Source organism: Ectothiorhodospira sp. BSL-9, from assembly GCF_001632845.1.
Taxonomy (GTDB): Bacteria; Pseudomonadota; Gammaproteobacteria; order Ectothiorhodospirales; family Ectothiorhodospiraceae; genus Ectothiorhodospira.
The window spans coordinates 447,698-468,361 of sequence record NZ_CP011994.1 but is presented as its reverse complement, the minus strand read 5'-3'; the positions used below and the strand labels follow the sequence as shown (position 1 = coordinate 468,361).

The 20,664-nt window shown below is 61.4% G+C and carries 18 protein-coding genes; 13 read left to right on the top strand and 5 right to left on the bottom strand.

Annotated features, from left to right (window positions below; translation table 11 throughout):
• Nucleotides 1-9: 9 nt before the first annotated feature.
• The 3 genes from glnE to ECTOBSL9_RS02385 all read left to right on the top strand — a co-directional run bounded on the left by glnE (nt 10) and on the right by ECTOBSL9_RS02385 (nt 4,157).
• Nucleotides 10-2,916 (top strand): bifunctional [glutamate--ammonia ligase]-adenylyl-L-tyrosine phosphorylase/[glutamate--ammonia-ligase] adenylyltransferase, encoded by a 2,907-nt coding sequence (gene glnE / locus ECTOBSL9_RS02395; RefSeq protein WP_063463717.1) that lies wholly within the window; start codon nt 10-12, stop codon nt 2,914-2,916.
• A gap of 75 nt (nt 2,917-2,991) precedes the next feature.
• Nucleotides 2,992-3,915 (top strand): branched-chain amino acid transaminase, encoded by a 924-nt coding sequence (locus ECTOBSL9_RS02390; protein ID WP_063463716.1) that lies wholly within the window; start codon nt 2,992-2,994, stop codon nt 3,913-3,915.
• Nucleotides 3,916-3,938: 23 nt separating this feature from the next.
• Entirely contained in the window at nt 3,939-4,157 is a 219-nt protein-coding gene (locus tag ECTOBSL9_RS02385) for a zinc-finger domain-containing protein (protein WP_063463715.1), read from the top strand.
• A gap of 4 nt (nt 4,158-4,161) precedes the next feature.
• On the opposite strand, the gene ECTOBSL9_RS02380 is transcribed toward ECTOBSL9_RS02385, so the two are convergent.
• The 3 genes from ECTOBSL9_RS02380 to ECTOBSL9_RS02370 form a co-directional block, all read right to left on the bottom strand.
• Complete coding sequence (locus ECTOBSL9_RS02380) at nt 4,162-4,857, bottom strand: sulfotransferase family 2 domain-containing protein (protein ID WP_063463714.1); 696 nt, start codon at nt 4,855-4,857, stop codon at nt 4,162-4,164.
• A 109-nt stretch (nt 4,858-4,966) separates the two neighbouring features.
• Nucleotides 4,967-6,019: a glycosyltransferase gene (locus tag ECTOBSL9_RS02375; RefSeq protein WP_063463713.1), complete on the bottom strand. Its 1,053-nt coding sequence runs from the start codon at nt 6,017-6,019 to the stop codon at nt 4,967-4,969.
• Between the two features lie 55 nt (nt 6,020-6,074).
• On the bottom strand, nt 6,075-6,782 hold the full coding sequence (locus ECTOBSL9_RS02370) for a hypothetical protein (protein WP_063463712.1): 708 nt from the start codon (nt 6,780-6,782) through the stop codon (nt 6,075-6,077).
• A gap of 249 nt (nt 6,783-7,031) precedes the next feature.
• Between ECTOBSL9_RS02370 and ECTOBSL9_RS02365 the strand changes: the two genes are divergently transcribed.
• The 3 genes from ECTOBSL9_RS02365 to ECTOBSL9_RS02355 all read left to right on the top strand — a co-directional run bounded on the left by ECTOBSL9_RS02365 (nt 7,032) and on the right by ECTOBSL9_RS02355 (nt 9,857).
• Nucleotides 7,032-8,084, top strand: coding sequence for a glycosyltransferase (locus ECTOBSL9_RS02365; RefSeq protein ID WP_240481031.1), 1,053 nt, complete (start codon nt 7,032-7,034; stop codon nt 8,082-8,084).
• Entirely contained in the window at nt 8,074-9,108 is a 1,035-nt protein-coding gene (locus tag ECTOBSL9_RS02360; protein WP_063463710.1) for a hypothetical protein, read from the top strand. Before ECTOBSL9_RS02365 ends, ECTOBSL9_RS02360 begins: the two co-directional genes overlap by 11 nt.
• An 83-nt stretch (nt 9,109-9,191) precedes the next feature.
• Nucleotides 9,192-9,857, top strand: a complete 666-nt coding sequence (locus tag ECTOBSL9_RS02355; RefSeq protein ID WP_168161522.1) for a sulfotransferase family protein — start codon at nt 9,192-9,194, stop codon at nt 9,855-9,857.
• Between the two features lie 106 nt (nt 9,858-9,963).
• On the opposite strand, the gene ECTOBSL9_RS16330 is transcribed toward ECTOBSL9_RS02355, so the two are convergent.
• A complete protein-coding gene (locus ECTOBSL9_RS16330) occupies nt 9,964-10,902 on the bottom strand; it encodes an aminoglycoside phosphotransferase family protein (RefSeq protein WP_240481100.1) in 939 nt (312 codons plus the stop codon).
• Nucleotides 10,903-11,215: 313 nt separating this feature from the next.
• Here ECTOBSL9_RS16330 and ECTOBSL9_RS02345 point away from each other — a divergent pair, with 313 nt between their 5' ends.
• From ECTOBSL9_RS02345 to ECTOBSL9_RS02315, 7 genes are read left to right on the top strand one after another with little or no spacing between them, the layout of a single operon-like run.
• Entirely contained in the window at nt 11,216-12,304 is a 1,089-nt protein-coding gene (locus ECTOBSL9_RS02345; RefSeq protein WP_240481030.1) for a glycosyltransferase, read from the top strand.
• Nucleotides 12,301-13,425 carry a glycosyltransferase gene (locus ECTOBSL9_RS02340; protein ID WP_063463707.1) on the top strand — a complete coding sequence of 375 codons (1,125 nt, stop codon included), beginning with the start codon at nt 12,301-12,303 and terminating at the stop codon, nt 13,423-13,425. Before ECTOBSL9_RS02345 ends, ECTOBSL9_RS02340 begins: the two co-directional genes overlap by 4 nt.
• Complete coding sequence (locus tag ECTOBSL9_RS02335) at nt 13,426-14,886, top strand: O-antigen ligase (protein WP_156500017.1); 1,461 nt, start codon at nt 13,426-13,428, stop codon at nt 14,884-14,886.
• A gap of 16 nt (nt 14,887-14,902) precedes the next feature.
• The gene (locus ECTOBSL9_RS02330) at nt 14,903-15,694 is read left to right on the top strand and encodes an AAA family ATPase (protein ID WP_063463705.1); all 792 of its coding nucleotides are present in this window, start codon (nt 14,903-14,905) and stop codon (nt 15,692-15,694) included.
• A gap of 47 nt (nt 15,695-15,741) precedes the next feature.
• Complete coding sequence (locus tag ECTOBSL9_RS02325) at nt 15,742-16,737, top strand: glycosyltransferase family 9 protein (protein WP_240481029.1); 996 nt, start codon at nt 15,742-15,744, stop codon at nt 16,735-16,737.
• A 2-nt stretch (nt 16,738-16,739) separates the two neighbouring features.
• A complete protein-coding gene (locus ECTOBSL9_RS02320) occupies nt 16,740-17,819 on the top strand; it encodes a glycosyltransferase (RefSeq protein ID WP_063465958.1) in 1,080 nt (359 codons plus the stop codon).
• A 56-nt stretch (nt 17,820-17,875) separates the two neighbouring features.
• Nucleotides 17,876-19,378 carry a glycosyltransferase family 39 protein gene (locus ECTOBSL9_RS02315; RefSeq protein ID WP_063463703.1) on the top strand — a complete coding sequence of 501 codons (1,503 nt, stop codon included), beginning with the start codon at nt 17,876-17,878 and terminating at the stop codon, nt 19,376-19,378.
• A 292-nt stretch (nt 19,379-19,670) separates the two neighbouring features.
• Here the strand turns inward: ECTOBSL9_RS02315 and lpxL are convergent, their stop codons facing one another.
• Entirely contained in the window at nt 19,671-20,606 is a 936-nt protein-coding gene (gene lpxL, locus ECTOBSL9_RS02310; protein WP_063463702.1) for an LpxL/LpxP family Kdo(2)-lipid IV(A) lauroyl/palmitoleoyl acyltransferase, read from the bottom strand.
• Nucleotides 20,607-20,664: the final 58 nt, after the last annotated feature.

Below are 20,664 nucleotides of genomic sequence, written 5' to 3'. Positions count from 1 at the left end.
GTTGCCCTGATGACCCTGCCTGCCCCCGAAGACCTGCCACTGGATGCCGTGCCCAAGGCGGCCCGCACGAGTGTGAGCCATCTCGCCGATGACTTCCTCAAGGCCTGTGAGCGTGAGGGGCTGTCCCTGGATGCCTGGCCGGCATCCACCGGCACCATCTGGTACTACAGTGACTTCGTCGCCCGGGCCTGCGTGCGCCGGCCGGCCCTGTTCGTGGATCTGGTGACCTCGGGTGACCTGGAGAGGGCGTATGAAGATGATGAGATGACCCGTCATGTGGCGGATGCCCTGAGGGAGGCCGCCGACGAGCCGGCCCTGATGCGTGCCCTGCGCCGGGTGCGCAATCGGGAGATGGTTCGTATTGCCTGGCGTGACCTGGCGGGCCTTTCCGACCTGGACGAGGCCCTGGAAGACCTGACCTGCCTGGCCGAGCATCTGATCGACGAGGCCCTCACCTGGCAGCATCGGGAACTGGCACGCCGGCACGGCGAGCCCCGGGATGCCCAGGGCCATGCCCAGCGGCTGGTGGTGCTGGGCATGGGCAAGCTGGGGGGGCGGGAGCTGAACTTCTCCTCGGATATCGACCTGATCTTCGCCTACCCCCAGCCGGGGCAGACGGATGGGGAGCGCTGCCTGGAGAACCAGCAGTTCTTCATCCGCCTGGGCCAGCGCCTGATCAAGGTGCTTAACGAGAAGACCGCCGATGGTTTTGTCTTCCGCGTGGACATGCGCCTGCGGCCCTTTGGCGATGCCGGTCCCCTGGTGATGAGCTTTGACGCCCTGGAGGACTATTACGAGAGCCATGGCCGTGAATGGGAGCGCTACGCCCTGATCAAGGCCCGGGCCGTGGCCGGAGACCGGGAGAGCGCCGAGCAGTTGCATACCCTGCTCAGGCCCTTCGTCTATCGCCGCTACCTGGACTATGGGGCCTTCGCGTCGTTGCGGGACATGAAGGCCATGATCAACCGCGAGGCGGCGCGCAAGGGCAAGGAGCGGGACGTGAAGCTGGGCGAGGGAGGCATCCGCGAGGTGGAGTTCGTGGGCCAGGCCTTCCAACTCATCCGCGCCGGCCGCGACCCCTCACTGCAGTTGCGCGGCATCCGCCCGGTGCTGGATCAACTGGCTCGCCAGGAAGTCATGCCGGAATACGCCGTGGAGCAGCTCAAGGAGGCCTACGCCTTCTTGCGGCGCACGGAGAATCGCCTGCAGATGGTGGCGGATCAGCAGACCCATTGTCTGCCGTCCGATCGTGCTGGCCAGTTGCGCCTTGCCCTGTCCATGGGGTTTTCCGACTGGGACGGGTTCGAGGTGGCCCTCGGGCGCCATATGCGTCGTATCCACGGGCACTTCGAGCAGGTGTTTGCGGCGCCCCAGCGCGCCGACGAGGAAGAAGAGGCCGCCGCCCAGCCCGAGGCGCAGCGTGATCTGGCGGCCCTGTGGGCCGGCAGCCTGGGGCAGGAGCGTTCCCTGAGCGTGCTTGGCGGGTTGGGGCTGAAGGACCCGGAGGCGGCCCTGAGCGCCGTGGAACAGTTGCGTGAGAGCAGTGCCTGCCGCTCGCTCACCTCGACCGGGCGGGAGCGTCTGGACCGGCTGATGCCCTTGATGCTGAGCGTATTGAACGGCCTGGAGGAGGTGGATGCCACCCTGATCCGGCTGGTTCGGTTGGTGCAGACCATCGCCCGGCGCTCCGTGTATCTCTCCCTGCTGGTGGAAAACCCCCTGGCCCTGTCGCAGCTGGCGCGGTTGTGTGAGGCCAGTCCCTGGATCGCCGATCACCTGACCCGCTACCCCCTGTTGCTGGACGAGTTGCTGGACCCCCGCAGCCTGTATGCCCCACCGGATCGTCAGGGGCTGCGCCAGGCGGTGGAAGATGAGCTGGTGCAGGTTCCACTGGATGATCTGGAACAGGTGATGGACCGCCTGCGCATGTTCAAGCAGGTTCAGGTGCTCAAGGTGGCGGCGGCCGACATCATGGATGTGTTGCCGGTGATGAAGGTGAGCGATCACCTCACCTGGATTGCCGAGGTGGTGCTGGAGAAGGTGCTGGCGCTGGTGCTGGAGCAGCTCATCGCCAAGCATGGCCGCCCCCACTGCATCGTTGATGGCGAACCCTACGAGCCGGGTTTCGCCGTGGTGGGGTATGGCAAGATGGGCGGGCTGGAACTGGGCTACGGTTCCGATCTGGATATCGTCTTCCTGCACGATAGCCGGGGTGAGCAGGCCATGACCGATGGCGATCGTCCCCTGGACAACAGCGAGTTCTTTGCCCGGGTGGGGCAGCGCATCCTGCATTTTCTGGGGGTGTTCACCGGGGCCGGGCGGCTCTACGAGGTGGATACGCGCCTGCGCCCCAGCGGCGCTGCCGGGCTATTGGTGATCGGCCTTGAGGCCTTTGAGGACTATCAGATGAACTCCGCCTGGACCTGGGAGCATCAGGCCCTGGTGCGGGCCCGCCCGGTGGCCGGTGATGCCCGCATCGCCGAGGCCTTCCAGGCCATGCGCCAGCGTGTGCTGGGGCGCGAGCGGGATCCCGAGGAGCTCAAGCGCCAGGTGCGGGAGATGCGCGAGAAGATGTGGAAGGAGCACGCCAGCCGCGATCCAGCGCGCTTTGACCTGAAGAGAGACCCCGGCGGTATCGCGGATATCGAATTTATGGTGCAATATCTGGTTTTGGCGCATGCCAGAGAGTATCCGGAGTTGTCCACCTATCCGGACAATATCCGTATCCTGGAATCACTGATCGAGACCGATCTCATGTCCAGGGACGACGCCGTGTTCCTGATGGATACCTACCGGGCCTTCAGGGATCGCATCCACGAACTGACGCTTCAGGATCAGACGACACGGGTGGACGCGGCCCAGTGGTCCCGGGAGCGGGACCAGGTGCGCGCATACTGGCAGCAGTTGATGACCTGACCCATCGCCCCAACCGGCGATGTTCCATCCCCCGGTGGGGGAACTGATGATCGAATATTAAAGAGGAAGCATTGCATGTCCATCATGGCCGATCGCGATGGTCTGATCTGGTACGACGGTGAGATGGTGCCCTGGCGCGAGGCCAAGACCCATGTGCTCACCCACACCCTGCACTACGGCATGGGGGTGTTCGAGGGCGTACGCGCCTACCTGACCGACCGCGGTCCGGCCATCTTCAGACTGGGTGACCACACCCGCCGCCTGTTCCGCTCTGCCCATATCCTGGGCATGACCATTCCCTTCACCCCGGACGAGCTCAACGCCGCCCAGGTGGCCGCCGTGCGCGATAACCAGCTCACCAGCGCCTACCTGCGCCCCATGTGCTTCTTCGGGGCCGAGGGCATGGGCCTGCGGGCCGACAACCTGAAGGTGCACGCCATCGTGGCCGCCTGGGAGTGGGGCGCCTATCTGGGGGATGAGAGCCTGGAGCGCGGCATCCGCGTGAAGACCTCCTCCTACAACCGGCACCACGTGAACGTGACCATGTGCAAGGCCAAGGCCAACGGCAACTACATGAACTCCATGATGGCCCTGCAGGAGGCCCAGGGTTGCGGCTGTGACGAGGCCCTGCTGCTGGACACCGAGGGCTATGTGGCCGAGGGCAGTGGCGAGAACTTCTTCATGGTGTACGAGGGCGTGATCTACACCCCTGAACTCACCTCGGCCCTGGATGGCATCACCCGGCGCACCATCATCACCCTGGCCCATGAATGCGGCATTGAGGTGCGTGAGAAGCGCATCACCCGGGACGAGGTCTACGTAGCCGACGAGGCCTTCTTCACCGGCACCGCCGCCGAGGTGACCCCCATCCGCGAACTGGATGGTCGCAGCATCGGCAACGGTGGCCGCGGCGCCATCACCGAGAAGTTGCAGACCCTGTATTTTGATGTGGTCAAGGGCCGCCATCCCAAGCATGATGAGTGGCTGACCTATATCTGATGTGCCCCGAGGAGTGAGACGCCATGCCCAATCCGAATACCGCACTGCATCAGGATCAGTACCAGGTGGCCAACCAGCAAACGGCCATCCGTGTCACCCGCAAGGACCTGCCCCTGCATTGCCCCATGCCGGGTACGGCGCTGTGGGCCTCGCATCCGAGGGTGTTTCTGTCCATTGAAGACAGCAAGGATGGCCGGATTCTGTGCCCCTATTGCAGCACGGAGTTCACGCTGGAGGATTAAGGGCTCACATGCCTTCGGCGTCCCCCTGCCGCCCCGAAGGGGCAGGGGCGTCGAACCGGTAACCGAACATCTCGATGTCCGGCCGGTAATGGGCCTCGACGATGCCGGCGGTCTCGTCCGTGTAGTAGCGCCGGTAATCATCCCGTCCCTCGGCCTTGCGTCGATGGGGCAGGGCCACCCGGGGGATGCCGATGCGATCACAGACCGAGTCGAAATCCTCCTGCAGGCTCTCGTAGTGGCCCATGAAGTCGATGATGAGCTGCCCGCTCATGTCGGTCACGTAGTCCCGCTGCAACTCCTTTGACGTATCGAGCATGTAGTTCCACTCCCGCTCCGGGTCGAACTTGAGCCTGACGAACTGCTCGAAGGTGTCCACCCCCTCCAGCACATGGGGCCGCTCCTTGCGGATATGGAAGAAGGAGCTCACCTGAAGATCCCATGGGTTACGCACGAAGACGAACTTGAAGAGCTTGTCATACACCTCTGCCGGCAGCATCTCCCGCGCGGCAATGGCCTTGGCATGACGGGGAAACTTGGCACCAATCCGGTGCCCGCTCATCTGATCCAGCTTGTCGGCCAGGAATAGGGGCACGCCCCACGGCCCCTGGTACCGGTACCGCGACAGCGCCGCCCGCACGCTGGTGCCACCGGTCTTGGCGATGTGAACGAAGAGGAAGTTGTGTTTCAGGGACAGGAGCATGGGGGATCAGCGGGCTTTAAAGTGAGGGGGCAAAGTATCCAACCCAGCGGCGTGGGTGTCCACCAGGTACCCCTGGATTACAGGGAGGCAGTGCAACGGGTGGAGGGGTTCATTTCGGTACCTCAAGGCCCATGACTTCCAGGTAGCGGCGGGCGCTGGTTTCGGCATGGTATTCCGCCACGGCTTCCTTGATGTATGCCGGCCCCAGAGGGCTATCGAGGACCTCCAGCATGGCATCGGCCAGCGCTGCCGCGTCACCCACCGGTACCAGCGGCCCGTATTGCCCCCCCTGAAGAATCTCCCGTGGCCCGCTGCGACAGTCGGTTGATACCACCGGAATACCCAGCGCCATGGCCTCGGTGAGTGCATTGGGGGAGCCTTCCCAGGCGGAGGAGAGCACGAAGAGATTAGCCCGTGACAGCCAGGCGTAAGGGTTGGGGTCGAAGCCGGGCAATAGGAGGCGGTCTGCGATGCCCAGTTCCCTGGCTAAATCTTCGAGCGTGGATCGGTCTGCTCCGTCACCCAGAATCAACAGCCGGGCGGGCCGTTTCCGCAGCAGGCGTGCAAAGGCCCGCATCAGTGTGGGAAAATCCTTCTGGCGTGTGAGGCGGCCCATGCCCATGATCACGGGATCGCCGTTATCGGTGAGCCAGGGGTGAGGGGGGGGGGCTGATGCCTGTTCAGCGAGTCGATGGGTGATCACCGGGTTTCGCACCACGTGCAGGCGCTCCGGGGCGAGGCCGGTAATCTGCTGAATGTCTTCGGCCACGCCCTGTGAGACGGCGATGATGCCGTCGGCCTTGGGGTAGAGGCGTCGCATGGGGCGGTAACGAAGCCATTTGCGGATGTTCGAGCGGCCTTCGAGAGCCTGTGAGAGGGTGGTGCCCAGGCGGATGTAGATGCGCGTGTCCACCCCGGCCATTCTGCGCGCCTTGAGGGCTGCGCGGCCGGCGCGGTCCTTGGCGGCCAGGAGGACAGGCGGTTGGTGCGCCACTAGGTAGTCCCTCAGCGGGGCTACTGCGAGGCCACTGTGGCGGGTTCCGAGACGCACGACGTGCACGTTTTCCGGCAGGCTGTGCAGATGCCGGCTGTCCTCGCGGATGACCAGTAAATCAATGTTCCAGTTCAGGCAGGACAGGGTTCGAACCAGATTCAGCACCATGCGTTCGACGCCACCTTCCCCGGAAAGAGAGAGAAGCACGGCCAGCCTGGGTGGGTTAACCAAGGGCGGGTCTCCCAGGCAGGGCGTTGGCAAGCACCGCCAACTGCCGATCCAGCTGCTGCGTGCCGGAGGCGTTATTGTCCAGACGGATAACGGGCACTGCCTGTTGCTGGTAGGCCGACTGGATGATGTCCTGCGTGGCAAGCCAGTCCTCGACGAAATGCTGTTTGGCCGACTCGCTGCCTGGCTTGGCCCAGCCCGGCCAGCCGCGTTGCTCCAGGCGCTCCACGAGCGTGGACCCGGAGACAAAAGGGGGCACCACGTAGTCCGGCATGGGTGTGAGTGAGATATACTCCGATATTTTTTCCGGGGGGATCTCCAGATGGTTGACCAGCGAAAAGGCCTTTTGGGCGAAGGACTCGTCCATCAGTACGGCTTCGCCGGTCGCAAGGTTTTCCCGGGTCATCTGGTAGTCGGCAAAGAGGCGTCCAAACCAGGCGAGGATGAGGAGGCCATGATCCGGTCGCCGCGCGTAGGCAGCAGCCTGTCTCAACAGCCATTGGGTGAGTTCATGATGCTCACGAGCAAAGCGCATCATGGCCTCGGTCTCCAGGGAGCGGCTGCGCAGATGGTATGCCTTCCTTGCCCGCCTCGCGGCACTCCTGCGGGAAGGCGAGCGGGCCAGAAAGCCCATGCCGAGTGCTCCCCAGTATTTTTGCAGGTTGAGTTCGCCCACCCGGATCTTGTGGGTGGTTAGCTTCATTGGTGCGGTGCGTAGTTTGAGAAGTCTCTTCATCGCAAAAGATTTGCCGCAGCCCGGCAGGCCGGTGATCTCAATCAGGATGGATGGTGGGAGAGTCATGTTTTCTTATGGTCATTTTCCGCGGGTGGGCGTCTTCCCGGCTCCGGCGGCTTTGATGTGGTGGGGCCGCAAGTCATGAAGACCCCTGTCGATATTGTGCTGTTGGGTGATTTCAAGGCGCATGGCGGGTGCGAGCGCAGGTTGGCAAACATGGCTGTTTGCTGGGTTTCCCTCGGTTTGCGTGTGGAAGTGGTGACCTTCAGGGATGGCTGTCAGTTCTACCCCGATGAAATGCTCGGGCGGGTTTCCCATGTTCACCTTGGGACTCGCCATAAGTGGGCATCCATCGCTGCCCTGTGGCGCTATCTGCGGGTACGCCAGCCCAGGGTGATTCTGTCGGCAGCCCATATAGCCAATCTGGTCTCCATTGGTACCTGCCGCCTGCCGGGCGTGCGCACCCGGTGCTTCCTGAGCGTGGGTAATGCCTACGGCACGTCCGACAAGAATGCGCCAGGCCAGCGTGCGCGTAAATTCGCCCAGATCAGGGAACATTACCCCAAGGCGCAAGGCATTATCGCAGTTTCTCAGGGGGTGAAGGAAGATCTGCAGGACCGGGTCGGTCTCGACAATGTGGGCATTCGGGTCATTTACAACGGCACCCTCACCCCGCAACTGCTGCGTGACGCCGAGAGCCCCGTGAATCACCCGTGGTTGAAACACAAGACTGTCCCCGTGGTGATGTCTGCGGGCCGATTGGCGCGACAGAAGGACTTTCCTTCGCTGATCCGGGCCTTCAGGGGGGTGCGGGATCAGCAGGCGGCGCGGCTTGTCATCCTGGGTGAGGGAGGTCAGCGAGGGGAGTTGGAAGCGTTGATTGGCTCTTTGGGTTTGACGGAAGACGTGGCTTTGCCCGGCCATGTGGACAACCCCTTGAGCTGGGTGGCTCGTTCCGATGCGTTCGTGCTCTCCTCCCTGTGGGAGGGCATACCCAACGCTCTGATTGAGGCCCTGGCGCTGGGTGTGCCCCTGGTCGCCACCGATTGTCCGGGGGGGTCGGCCGAGGTGCTTGGCAACGGGCGCCATGGCGTGCTGGTCGAGCCGGGTTCGATAGAGGGCCTGAAACACGCCATGCTGCGTGCTCTGGGCGGGAAGACGCCGGGGTATGACCCCGTCGAAGCCGGAGCACCCTTTCGGGCTGAACACGCCGCCCGTCAATATCTGGATGCCTTTGGCATCAGCGCGGAGCGCGGGCATGCTTCGTGAGCGTCTGGCGCTGTGGTGGCGCCCTTTTGCCCCGGGGGTGCTGGACACCATTGAACGGGATTGCGTCAAGGCGCTTCGTGATCTGGATCCCGCGTGGGCTAACCCGAAACATCCGTGGCTATTGATGCTGATGGGCAACGGAAGGGGCTGGCCCCTGTCGCAGGTGCTGCTCCGTCCGGCGTTGTGGATCCGCCTGCTGGGATCCCTGAGGAAGGGGGCGCCTACTCTGGTGCGATTGCCGGTATGCGCCACGCGCCTGTGTGTGGGCGCACGGTTGCGGGGGCGAGGGCAGTTGCGTTATCACCGCAAGGAAAATGCCCTTCTGGTCTTTGAGCATGATGGCATGAAGGTCATGAAGATCGCGGTCTGCCGGGCCACGCTGAATCGTGATATCCGCATGCACCGGCGTTTCGGTCGTCAGCCGGGCTTGACCCCGCGCCTGCTGGCCAGCGACCCGTCACTCAAGTGGATGGTTTGCGAGTATCACCCCCATGGCGAGCCACTCAGTCGGGGCGACGCGCTCTCCCGGTTCATGGCTGAAGTGGCGCCCGCATACTACGAAGTCTGGAAGCCCCGTTCGCGTCGGGTAGGTGATTGGCTTGCCCGGGTGCGGCTCACTCCCGGGGAAGTGAGTCGGTATCTCCATGAAAGGCAGCTTTCGCTGCCGGATGAGTATCTGTCCATGTATGCGCCGGTGTCCCTGCCTTACCGCGGTAATGTGTCCAAGGAGATTTTTACTGGTCGTGACGGCAGGTTGATGGTGGTGGACTGGGAAGGTGTCAAACTGGGGCTGCTGGCTGAAGGGTTTCTTCATGTCCTGCCCGAGTGCGAGGCCCAGGCACTGCAGATGCTCGGTCGCCACTCAACAGAGCGGGATCTGCGCCCCGTGGACCAGTTGGTTCTGGCGGCTGCCATCTCCGAATTGAAGAAGGCTCCGGGTTATAAGCGTCTTGGTATTACCTGTCACCATCTGCAGCAACTTCAACGTCGGTGCGCAACGCGCCAGAAGGTCATTGAATCATGAGGCAAACCCTCAAAAACCTCAGGATCAGCTTGCGGAATCGCCGTCTCCGGCGGCATCCCCTGGCCGCAGAGACGGATCCACGCGTGGATCTGGGTGGCGTCGTCGCGCGTGCCGTGGTCTCCAATGACCGTAAGTATTGTTACTTCCGGCTTCCCAAGTGCGCCAATTCCACCGTGGTGAACACCCTGGCGACCTATGATCCGGACATTACGTTGCTGGCCCCCGACCCCAAGGCCCGTGCAGCCAAGCGGGCCTTTGGTCGGTTGTTGAGTGCGGAAGCCACTTCTCTGGATTCACTTCAGGAACGTTATTTTCTTTTTACCTTTGTCAGAGACCCCTATGCCCGCCTGCTGTCGGCCTATCTGGACAAGGTTTTGACGAAAGATCCGGCGCAGTTTCATGCAGGGGGGGCAGATGAGGGCAGTGTGTCATTTGAGCAGTTCGTGACCTATCTCGAGCAAGGCGGGTTGTATGATAACCTGCATTGGGCACCGCAATGCTCGGTCCTGCCGGTTCGACCCCATCGTCTCGACTATTGTGGTTATGTGGAAGACCTGGATCAGGGGCTTGAGTATGTCGTTAATCGGATCTTTGGTGAGGGGGCCTTTCACGGGGCCCGGAATCGGGAAGCTGGGCGTCGTCGGGCGGGTGGTCTGATTGAAAAATACTACACATCCTCCCTGAAGGGGAGGGTGTACGAATTGTACCGGCAGGATTTTGTTGAGTTTGGGTATCATCGCGATGTGTGATGCCTGCAGGCCTCGCTGACGTTTAAGGTTTTCCCGTTATGCGGCGGTCTCCATTAGCTGCGCGGGGCCTGCTTTCCGTTATCCCGAGTATCCTGAAATGATGGAATCAGGAAGCATCAGTGTAGCGGTAGATGCGCATGATGTCAGTCCACTCCGTTTCGTCGGGTTCGTTGCCAAGCAAGTCTGTGAGTGTGCTGATGATCTTTATGGAGTCATTGGGGTTCTTGATGAGTCTGGGGGTGGAGAGCAGATTGAGGGTGAAGGCCAGGCCGGCGCTTCTTTTGAAGTCATGCCAGCTCAGTACTCCCGAATGCTGGAAATAATGCTGCCAGTTGGCTTTTGCCGATTCAGGGTTGCCGGATGATTGCAGCATCGCACGAATCAGTTCGGGTGAGAATTGGTCATAACGCAGACTGTCAAAATCCAGCACGGCGACCTCATTCTTGTCTAGTAAGATAAAGTTGCCAGGATTGATGTCGCCGTGGATCAGGCGGGTATAGGGAATAGAGCGGTACGCGGCCCTGGCATGCCCCAGGAGCAGGTTCCAAAGCGCGGTGATCCCTGTGTTTTTTAGCGTAATATCAGGCTCTTTATTTGCCCTGCTGATGCGGCGCAGAAAGACGTACCGAAGGTGATTCTCCATGAAGGCAGCAGAAGGATTATGTGTTTTTCCGGGTAATCCATATTTGTCGGATGTGTTTGCGTGCATCTGGCTGATGCATCGTATGAGGGCGCGCGTGTGCGTGGGGTTGGCCACGTTGATCGCCTCGCCCTGCATGTATTTTTCCACAGATATGAAATGGGTCTTTAAACCCAGGTGTGACTGCCACTCACGCACCCAGATCAACGGAGGTGTGGGCATGCCCAGGTGTTGCAGAAGCAGGCTGGCCCGGGCCGATGAAGCAACGCCCGTGTGTCTCACACGCTCTTTGGGGGCGAAACGCCAGGCGGTTCTTGCACGAATGACGTACGTGTTCTCGGGCGCCGCTTGGGGTGTCAGGAAGCGTAGATGAGCGCGCTCTCTGAAAGGAGTCGCCCTGGTCATGCCTGGGGGGCGGGAAGACACTATGCAGGAATCGAATGCATGGCCCAGTAATGGGCAGACTTCACGGGTCAATAGCTCATCCCAGGAAGCTGGAAGGCTGGGCGTAACGAATGGCGCTAGCCGCCGCTCGAGTAGTCGCTGTTCCAGCGATAGTCGCAGGCTGGTTCGCTTTCTTCTGGATGTCGAAGACGTCCGCATGAGATTCCCTGGGTACTTGATGGCGTGACTTGGAGTGGGCTGGAGTTGGGGCCTGTCGGTGCGGCTGGTACACTAGCGGATTTTCCACGTCATGCCCATTGCAGGTGAATCTTTCGTGAAACAAACGAGATCAGTGGCCATCTTCGGTGCTTTCAAGGCCTGGGGCGGGATCGAGAGCACCGTGGCTGTACTGGCCAATGCGTTTGTGGGGCATGGCGTCATCCCTACATTCGTGCTGCTCAGGGGGGGGGCTACCCCATATCCTGAGCGTCTGCCCGCAGAAGCGCGGGCCGTGGATTTGCGGACCCGCGGCAAGTGGCATGCGGTGCCTCGGATCATCCAATACCTGCGCAGTGAGCGGCCTGCTGCCGTAATTACCGTGGACGCCCATTCAGCCGAGGCCGTGATGCTGGCCAGCTTGCTGGGCCGACTGAATGTGCCGGTCTTCGTGAAGGCGACCAACACGCTTAGCGAGGCGGTTCGTCGACCTGGAAGACGACGCCTGATCAAGTGGCTATATCCCAGGGCTAGTGGCGTCATCGCGGTTTCCGGTGGCGTTGCCGAGGATCTGGTGTCGAATTTCGGTGTGCCTCGGGGGCTTGTGCATGTCATATACAATCCCATGAGTACCGTAGACATCCCCGGCCGGGCTGCTCGAGATGTGGAGCATCCCTGGTTTCAGGGTGACCAGGGCAAGAAAGTCGTGCTGGGTGTGGGCAGGTTGTGCCGCCAAAAGGGGTTTGACGACCTGATTCGCGCCTTCGCCATACTCAGGTCGCGGCGATCCTGTCGGTTGGTGTTGCTGGGCGAGGGGGACGAGAGGGGGGCGCTGGAGGCCTTGGCCGACGAGCAGGGCGTTTCCGGCGATTTATCGTTACCCGGTTATGTCTCGGATCCCATACCCTATATGGCCCGATGCGGTGTCTTTGCACTGTCTTCCCGTTACGAAGGTCTGGGGAACGTGGTGATTGAGGCCCTGGCGGCGGGTGCCAGGGTGGTCAGCACTGATTGCCCCAGCGGTCCGAAGGAGATCCTCGAGGGTGGGCGTCACGGCGAGTTGGTTGCTGTGGGGGACTTGGCTGCTATGGCGAACGCGCTGGAACGGGCGCTCGACGGTGGCGCTAAGGAGTTCGACCGCCAGACCATGGAGCGTTTTGGTTCGGCGGCAGCCTCTCGTTATCTTCAGGTCATGGGGTTGATTTGAATCGTCTTGCTGTTTTTGCCGCCACCTCGGGCCATAGTGGTGTGGACCGGATTTTGGGGAACCTGTTGCCAGCGCTTGCTGCTCGCGGGGTTTCAGTAGATCTCCTGCGAATTCGACAGCATGGACCTTACATGGAAGCCACGGAAGGCGTACGCATTGTCGAATTGCCTGCATCACACGTGAATACTGCTCTTCCTTGCCTGGTGCGGTATCTGCGCCAGGCTCGTCCTGATGTCATGCTGTCCGATAAGGATAAGGTCAATCGGGTGGCCATCTTGGCCGCCAGGGTGGCCGGCGTGCCCGTACGCCACTTCGTCAGGCTCGGTACCACCGTGTCAGTCAATCTTCGGAAGCGTGGCCGGTTGGAGCGATGGCTTCAGGTTCAGTCCATTTCGCGGCTTTATCGTTATGCAGAGGGCATTATCGTGCCATCCCAAGGGGTCGCCAGTGACTTGGCGCAATGGGTGTCAGAGCCAAGAAAGATACACGTTGTACCCAGTCCCGTGGTGAGGCCTGACCTGGACTCACTGGCAGAGGTGCCCATACCCGTGCTTTGGGGGGTGGGGGCGATCAATAACGATATTCCGGTGATTGTGGGTGTCGGTGAACTGTCAGCTAGGAAGGACTTCGCAACCTTGGTGCGAGCGTTTGCACGAGTCAGGTCCAAGCGGCCCTGTCGATTGGTGGTGCTGGGCGATGGGAGGGAGAGGGAGCAACTGCTGCAACTTGCGGCGTCGCTCGGTGTGGCGGATGATTTCCGGCTTCCCGGGTTTTTGGAGAACCCCTATCCATATATTAAAGGGGCTTCCTTGCTGGCGCACTCGGCCCGATGGGAGGGCATGGGTATCGTGCTGGTGGAGGCGCTCTCACTCGGAGTGCCAGTTGTTAGCACAGACTGTCCAAGTGGGCCGCGTGAGGTTCTGGATGGTGGGCGCCTGGGCACGTTGGTACCCGTAGGCGATGACGATGCATTGGCCAATGCTGTCGAGGGTATACTTGAGGGGGGGCATCCGCCATCTCATGAGTTGCGTGCGTCTGTAGCCCCGTATCGCGTCTGCGAAAGTGCGCAATGCTATGCCACGGTAATGGGGTTTGATACCCCTCACGCATCGATCCGCTAATTGGTCGCCAATTTTTCAGGTCATAAATTAATGCAGAGTATTGAATATCTCGGAGCTTTGCCACAAGTGGCGGGGGGCAGGGATAGTGTTGGTCAAGTAGGCTTAAGAGTCCAGTCGGTGCGCCTCCAGCGTTGGGCGATAGGCGCTGTGTATGCAGCTTGTTTTACTGCTCCGATAACCCACAGCCTGTCACAATTGGCTTGGGCTCTCATGCTGGTGATAGCGATTATTTTCGTGAAACGGCACTGGAGCTATTTTGGTCGCTCGCTGCTGTTTTGGTGTGTGGTGTTCTATTGCAGCTATGTGCTAGTGCGTGGCGGGTATGCTGCTTGGATAGAAAGCCCGTCAATCGCTGAGTCTCATTGGTATGGTGTTAAACAATGGATCAAGAGTGGTCCATTTATCATCATGCTTTTCGGCGTGTTGCTGGTGGCAACAGGTGACTGGATTAGGCATGGGCTCGGTGTTTTGATAGCCTGGATATTGGGCTTTCTTGTTTTTCTGTCTCTCAATACATCTCTGGAGCCTCTGCTTAACGCCATGCAAGGTAATTCTAGATTTTTTTTTGAAATTGGCTATGGCTCATTAACCTTAATCAGCCCTGTGTTTGCGTTAGGGGTTCTGGTTCTGGTGGTCTGGTCCACATTCTGGGCTTTAAGGCAAAGGTCTCGTCATCAGGTTTTCGCATTGCTTGCCGTTATCGCGAGCGTTTTTCTATTGGCAGTTGCTACAGTGGTTCTGGTTGCCCCCAAGAGCCGGGGCAGTTGGGTTTCGTTTGTGATCGGGTGCATAGTGGTTTTGGTATTCATGTGTTGGGTGTATCGCAAGGAACTGCCGCTCTGGTGGAAAGAGTCAGTCCTTGGGTTGTTGTTCATGGTGATCTTTGCCGGTGCAGCTTTTTACACCTCATGGGGAGTAGTGGAGGCTCGCTGGAGTCAAGAGTCAGATACCGTGGCTGCTCTGGCGCAAGGGAAGCATCTCGAGGAGATGGATAGAAGTTCCTTTACTATACGCTTTGCCTATATGGTCTATGGATTCGAGCAGGTCAAATCACGATGGCTGATTGGATACGGCCCCGCGGGAATGGGCGCGATTGGTGATTATCACGGTGGCTGGCATAACATCGACCCGGATGTCCCACCACAAATGACCGGGCGGATCAGTAATCTTCATAACTCCCATTTAGGTGCGTTGTTCCGGTTCGGAATTATTGGTTATCTGCCGATCATGATTGTGATTGGGCTCGCCACCCTGGAAGCATCTAGGAATCTGCGTCTTGGGTCTGCGCAGCGGGTGCTTGGCATATTCGTTCTTGGGTTCGTGGCTATTTTGATGTTTTGGGGGATGACGGAAGAGTTCTTTGAGAAGTTCGGTGTCGAGCAGTTGTATGCTCCTATCCTTGGCGTAATTATAGCCAGCTTTTTATCGCGGCGTCTGACCTCTCACAGCACCGTTCACTGACCCATGTGATCTGTTCATGATTACCGAATCCAGAGATGCCAAGATGGGTTGGAAGCCTTCACAAGATGAGCAGAGGAAATCCAAGCCAGTTCTGCTGGAGTGCGTGGGTTTCCCGGGGGCCGGCAAGACAACGATTGCCAAGATGGCCGTAGGGCAATTCAGGGATCGTCATGATTGGTCAACTTTTTTTTATGCGAAGGACGGTAAGCTACAGCACGGTATGAGGGACGCTGGACGGACGATTATTGTAGCGTATCAGTCATTGGTAGGCGTGGTGACTCGTGGGCAACCCCGAGAGATGCGGCGGATGCTTGGAGTGCTGAACAAGATACTGGTATTTCGGCGTGCCCGCGATAGGCTTCGTGAGCAGGATATGGTCATTTATGATCAGGGCTTGATTCAAAAGCTCTATTTGATGCGGGAGGAAGATAAGCCTGATCGTGCGGGTGTGGAAGCGGTGCTTGAAGTGATCAAGCCTGACCTGTCCGAAGTGCATGTGTTTGTTGACACGCCACCGGAGGTGGCGGCGGAACGCTGTTTTGTCCGTGCCAAAACCAGTTCCAGGAGACCGTACATGCAATGGGACAGGGATCGGATTACGCGCCTTTATCAGGACCAGTATGCCGTCATACAATGGATCATCGAATGGTTGAAGCGACACTCCGGAACTCGAGTCATCACCCTGGATGGGCGGTCACCGGTCGAGGAAAATGCGGAGTTGCTGGTGCACGAACTCGCTAAGTTATGCAGGGAATCATCAAAGTATGGTGCACAATGGGCTGACGAATCCGCCCCGAAGAACCAGTAATGCGATCAGTCCTTCTTGTCCGGCTTTCGGCCATTGGGGATGCGGTCATGGCCTCACCCCTCCCTGGGGCAATCCGGGGGCGATGGCCCGACGCGCGCATCACCTGGGTTATTGAGCCTGGGGCAGCGCCGGTGGTTGTGGGTCATCCCCTCGTGGACCGGGTGGTGGTCTGGCCCAAGGCTCAGTGGCTCGCTTGGTTGAAAGGCTTTCAATGGCTGCGTCTGGGGCGTGACATCGTTCGTTTTGTCCGCGAACTCCGTCACGAACGCTACGATCTGGCCCTGGATCTCCAGGGCCTGCTCAAGAGCGGCCTGCTGACCTGGTTATCCGGGGCTCGCGAACGGGTGGGGCTGGGCTCCCGGGAGGGCAGTCATCTGCTGATGACGCGGGTGGTTCCTCGCGGGGGGGATATCAGGCTCATCGGCTCCGAATATCGTCACCTGGCCGAGGCATTGGGCCTCGATGTTGGTGATTTCCGGATGCAGGTAGGGCTATCCGAAGGTGACCGCCGAGTGGCTGAGACCGTGGCGGGGGATCATCCCCAGGGTTATCTGGTGGCCTGCCCCTTCACCACCCGCCCGCAAAAACACTGGGTGGAGGCCTACTGGGGGACACTGGCACCACGCCTTCGGGAGCGGTATGGCATGCGGCTGATCCTGCTGGGTGGCCCCGGTGACCGTGCAGCCGCCGATCGCATTGCTGAACAGGCGGGTGAGGCAGTGGACAATCGGGTGGGGGAGACCTCGCTGACCGAGGCGGCCGCCGTCATCGCCGGTGCCCGTCTGCTGGTGGGCGTCGACACCGGTCTCACCCACATGGGGCCGGCCTTCAATATCCCCACGGTGGCCCTGTTCGGGTCCACCTGTCCCTATCTGGATACGGGGCGGGACAACACCGTGGTGATCTACCATGACCTGCCCTGTGCCCCCTGCAAGCGCAACCCCACCTGCGATGGACGATTCGACTGCCTCACCGACATGACCGTCGAGGAAGTATTGGGGGAGGTTGAAAAGCTGCTGCCGGTCGGAGAGACGAATCCGTGAGCCTGACCGTCCTGCACGTGGAGGCGGGGCGCCATCTGTACGGGGGTGCCCTGCAGGTGCGTTATCTCATCGAGGGGTTGAGCCGTCGCGGGGTGCGCAACGTGCTGGTCTGCCCCCGTGGCGCCGCCATTGCCGAGGCGGCGGGTCCATTCTGCGATGCGGTGTGCGAGTTGCCCATGGGGGGCGATCTGGATGTGGGGTTCGTGTGGCGCCTGCGTCGCGTGATCCAGCGTGAGCAGCCTGATCTGGTGCATCTGCACAGTCGCCGGGGTGCGGATATATTCGGCGGTGTGGCGGCCCGCTTGTGCGGGGTGCCTGCCGTGGTGTCCCGACGCGTGGATAACCCCGAGCGTGCCTGGGTGGCGCGACTCAAATATCGTCTATTTCACCGGGTGATCACCATCTCCCAGGCAATTCGTGAGGTCCTGCTGGCGGAAGGGGTGCCGGCGGATCAGGTGGTCTGCGTTCCCAGCGCCGTGGATGTGGCAGCGTACAGCCGGGACTGTGATGGGACGGTGCTGCGCGAGGCCTTTGGTTTCTCCGGCGATGAGACGGTGGTCGGGGTGATTGCCCAGTTGATCCCTCGCAAGGGGCATCGTTATCTGCTTGAGGCGGCCCCATGCATCATCGAGGCCCATCCCCAGGTGCGGTTCGTGTTCTTCGGGCAGGGTCCGCTGGAGGACGAGATCCGTGAGCAGGTGTCGCGGCATGGGTTGGAGGGGCATGTCCTGCTGGCAGGTTTTCGTGATGATTTGCCCCGTATTTTGCCCTGTCTGGATCTGGTGGTGCACCCGGTGGAGATGGAAGGGCTGGGGGTGTCACTGCTTCAGGCAGGGGCGGCCGGTGTGCCCATGGTGGGCGCCCGGGCCGGCGGGGTGCCGGAGATCCTGGGCGATGATGCCGGCCTGCTGGTGCCGCCGGGGGACGTGCCCGCCCTGGCCGAGGCGGTGCTGCGCCTGCTGGATGACCCCGATCTGCGCCTGCGGCTGGGGCGTGCGGCGCGGGAACGGGTGTGCCAGCGGTTTTCCCTGGATGCCATGGTGGAGGGCAACCTGGCGGTGTATCGGGACGTCATCGGATAACATATCGGTCCTGACGGGTCGCGCCCCGTCCAGCCGCTTCAGAAAAAGATACTCGCATGAACAACACTCACCACGCCTGGGGCCCCTGGCTGTTGCTTGGGCTGGCCGCCTATTTTCTGCTGCACGTCATCATCCGCTCCACCGGCTCATCGGTGCTGGAGCTGGATGAGGCCGAGCTGATGGTGGTCACCCAATGGTGGGCCGCCGGCTATTCGGGTCAGCCGCCGTTGTATGCCTGGCTGCAGTCCATGGCGTTCCAGGTGCTGGGGGCGAACACTCTGTCCCTGGCTCTGGTGAAGAACACGCTGCTTTTCCTGACGTATCTCTTCGTCTATCTGTCAGCACGGCGCCTGCTGGGGGATGTCCGCCTCGCTGTGCTGGCCACCCTGTCGCTGCTGCTGATTCCCCAGATCGTCTGGGAGTCACAGCGGGATCTGACTCACTCGGTGATGGCCACCTTCATGGCCGCGGCAAGCCTGTACGTGATGTTGCGCTGGCTGGATCGGCCCACGCTGCTCCATTACCTGCTGGTGGGCCTGGTCTTCGGGCTGGGGGTGCTCTCTAAATACAACTTCCTGGTCTTTGCGGCGGCGGCCGGTCTCGTCCTGCTGACCCTGCCCAGGGGGCGGGCACTGCTGCTGGATGGGCGCATCCTGCTCAGTGGTCTGGCCGCGCTGGCGGTGATCGGTCCGCACCTTTACTGGCTGGTGCGAAGCCGCGATGTGGCCGGGCGTGGCTTTGAGAAGATGGATTTTGGTGAGGGCATCTGGCCTCTGGCCGGGCTGGGGGAATTGCTGCTGGCGGTGATCGCCTTTTTGACGCCACTGTGGATCGTGATGGGGTTGATCTTCCGGCGGGACCTGGTCCGCGCCTTGACCCGCTGGCAGGCCCCGGTGGGCCCGTTTCCGATACAGCGCTATCTGCTGGCGGTGCTGGCTCTGCTGGTGCTCATGGTGCTGGTGGGGGCCACGCACTTCAAGGATCGCTGGATGCTGCCCATGCTGTGGGTCTTCCCCGTGTATGTGTTCGCCATGATGGATGCGGCGAGTCTCACGCCGGCGAGGGTGCGGGCCTATCTCACGACTTGTCTGGTGGTGCCAGTGCTGGTGCTGCTGGTCATGGCCTGGCGGGTCAACGACTGGGCCTTTCTGGAGGATCGGCAGCGGCATGTGCATCCCTTCGATGCCTTGGCCGAGGAGGTGGCCAGCCGAGGCTTCCGGCGGGGAATCATTGTCTCCGATGGAACGTTCGTGGCCGGTAATCTGCGGGTGCATTTCCCGGAAAGCCAGGTGATCTCGCCCAGCGTGGCCACGGGGCGTCTGCAGTGCCTGGAGGGCGGGGATTTGATGGTGGCCTGGGAGGCCAGTCGCGGGGCTGAGTTGAGTCCGCGCCTGGAAGTCTGGCTTGAGACCTATCTGGGGCTTGATGTCAGTGAAGTGCGGGAGGACGTTCAGGTGATTTCGCTGGAGGCGTGGAACGGCGAGCCCTTTGATTTTGCCGTGATGCTCTGGGCCGGTGCGCTGGATGGGGCGTGCGGCGTGAGTCGCCCCATCCAGTGACCATGGTCCACTGCCCGGCCAGCATCCGCCAGGCGGCCTGTGGGAACTGCCCTGGCCACGAAGGCCGCGAAAAGGCCAACCCGGGTTTCCGCCCCTTCGTTTGGCAGCGGAGTGAACCTTGGCGGGGCGGTGTGCCTGTCCGCGGGATGCCGTGAATACCTCCCTGTAGGCTTGATCGCCGCATCCATGCGGCGAACACCCGCTCCCAGGCACACCGCCCCGCCAAGGTTCGGATGCTTCTGTGACTTCGTTTTGAGGCCCTTTCGCGGCCAGGGCCGCTCCCACGGGGATGTCAGCCGGGGGGGAGGCGATAGGGGTCCGGTATGCCCCAGCGTTTCTTGTACTTGAAGCGCCTATGGGTCCAGAAATACTGTTCCGGGGCTTCGTGGATGGCGCTCTCGATCACCTGGTTGATGCGGATGGCGTCGGCCTCCGGGGTGTCGCCTGGGAAGTCCTCCAGAGGTGGGTGGATTACCAGGCGGTAGCCTTGCCCACCAGGCAGCCGGTACCCAAAAAAGGGCACCACGGGGGCGCCGGTGATCTTTGCCAGTCGAGAGGTGGCCGGGTTGGTGGCGGCCGGCTGGCCGAAGAAGGGCACGATCACACTGGCGCGGGTCTTGAACGCCTGGTCGGGCGCATACCACACTACTTCGCCCTGACGCAGGGCACGAATCACGTCCTTGGCCTGATCACGACGAATGGCCCGGGTGCAGTGGCGCTCCCGATTGCGGCGAAAGAAGTGTTCCACCACCGGGTTCTGGTTGGGGCGGTACATGGCCGACAGGGCTTGGTGCCTCAGCATCAGACGCCCGCAGATCTCCAGGGAGGTGAAGTGGGCCGAAAGCAGCAGCACGCCCTTGCCCCTCGCCTGCGCCTCCCGCAGGTGCTCCAGGCCCTCGATGTGTTCCAGCGGGGCCATTTGCTTGTCCGAGGCCCACCAGCCGAAGGGCGTTTCGAACAGGGCAGCCCCCATGGCTCGGAAATGGTCCTTGACCAGGCGCCGCTGGGCTGGGGCATCCAGTTCGGGAAAGCACAGGCGGATGTTGGTCTGGGCGATGCGGCGCCGGTCCCGGGCCAGGGGGTAGAGCAGGGCGCCGATGCCCTCCCCGAGACGGACCAGCCAGCGCCAGGGAAGGGCCTTGACCAGCACCCACAGCAAGCCGACGCCGACCCACATGGGCCAGTGGCGGGGATGGTGGAGTCGGGGAGGGGGTTTGCGCTTGGGCATGGGCTGTGGGCAAAACCGGGATTCTATCACGCCAGGCTCATGCCTTCCGTGGGAGCGG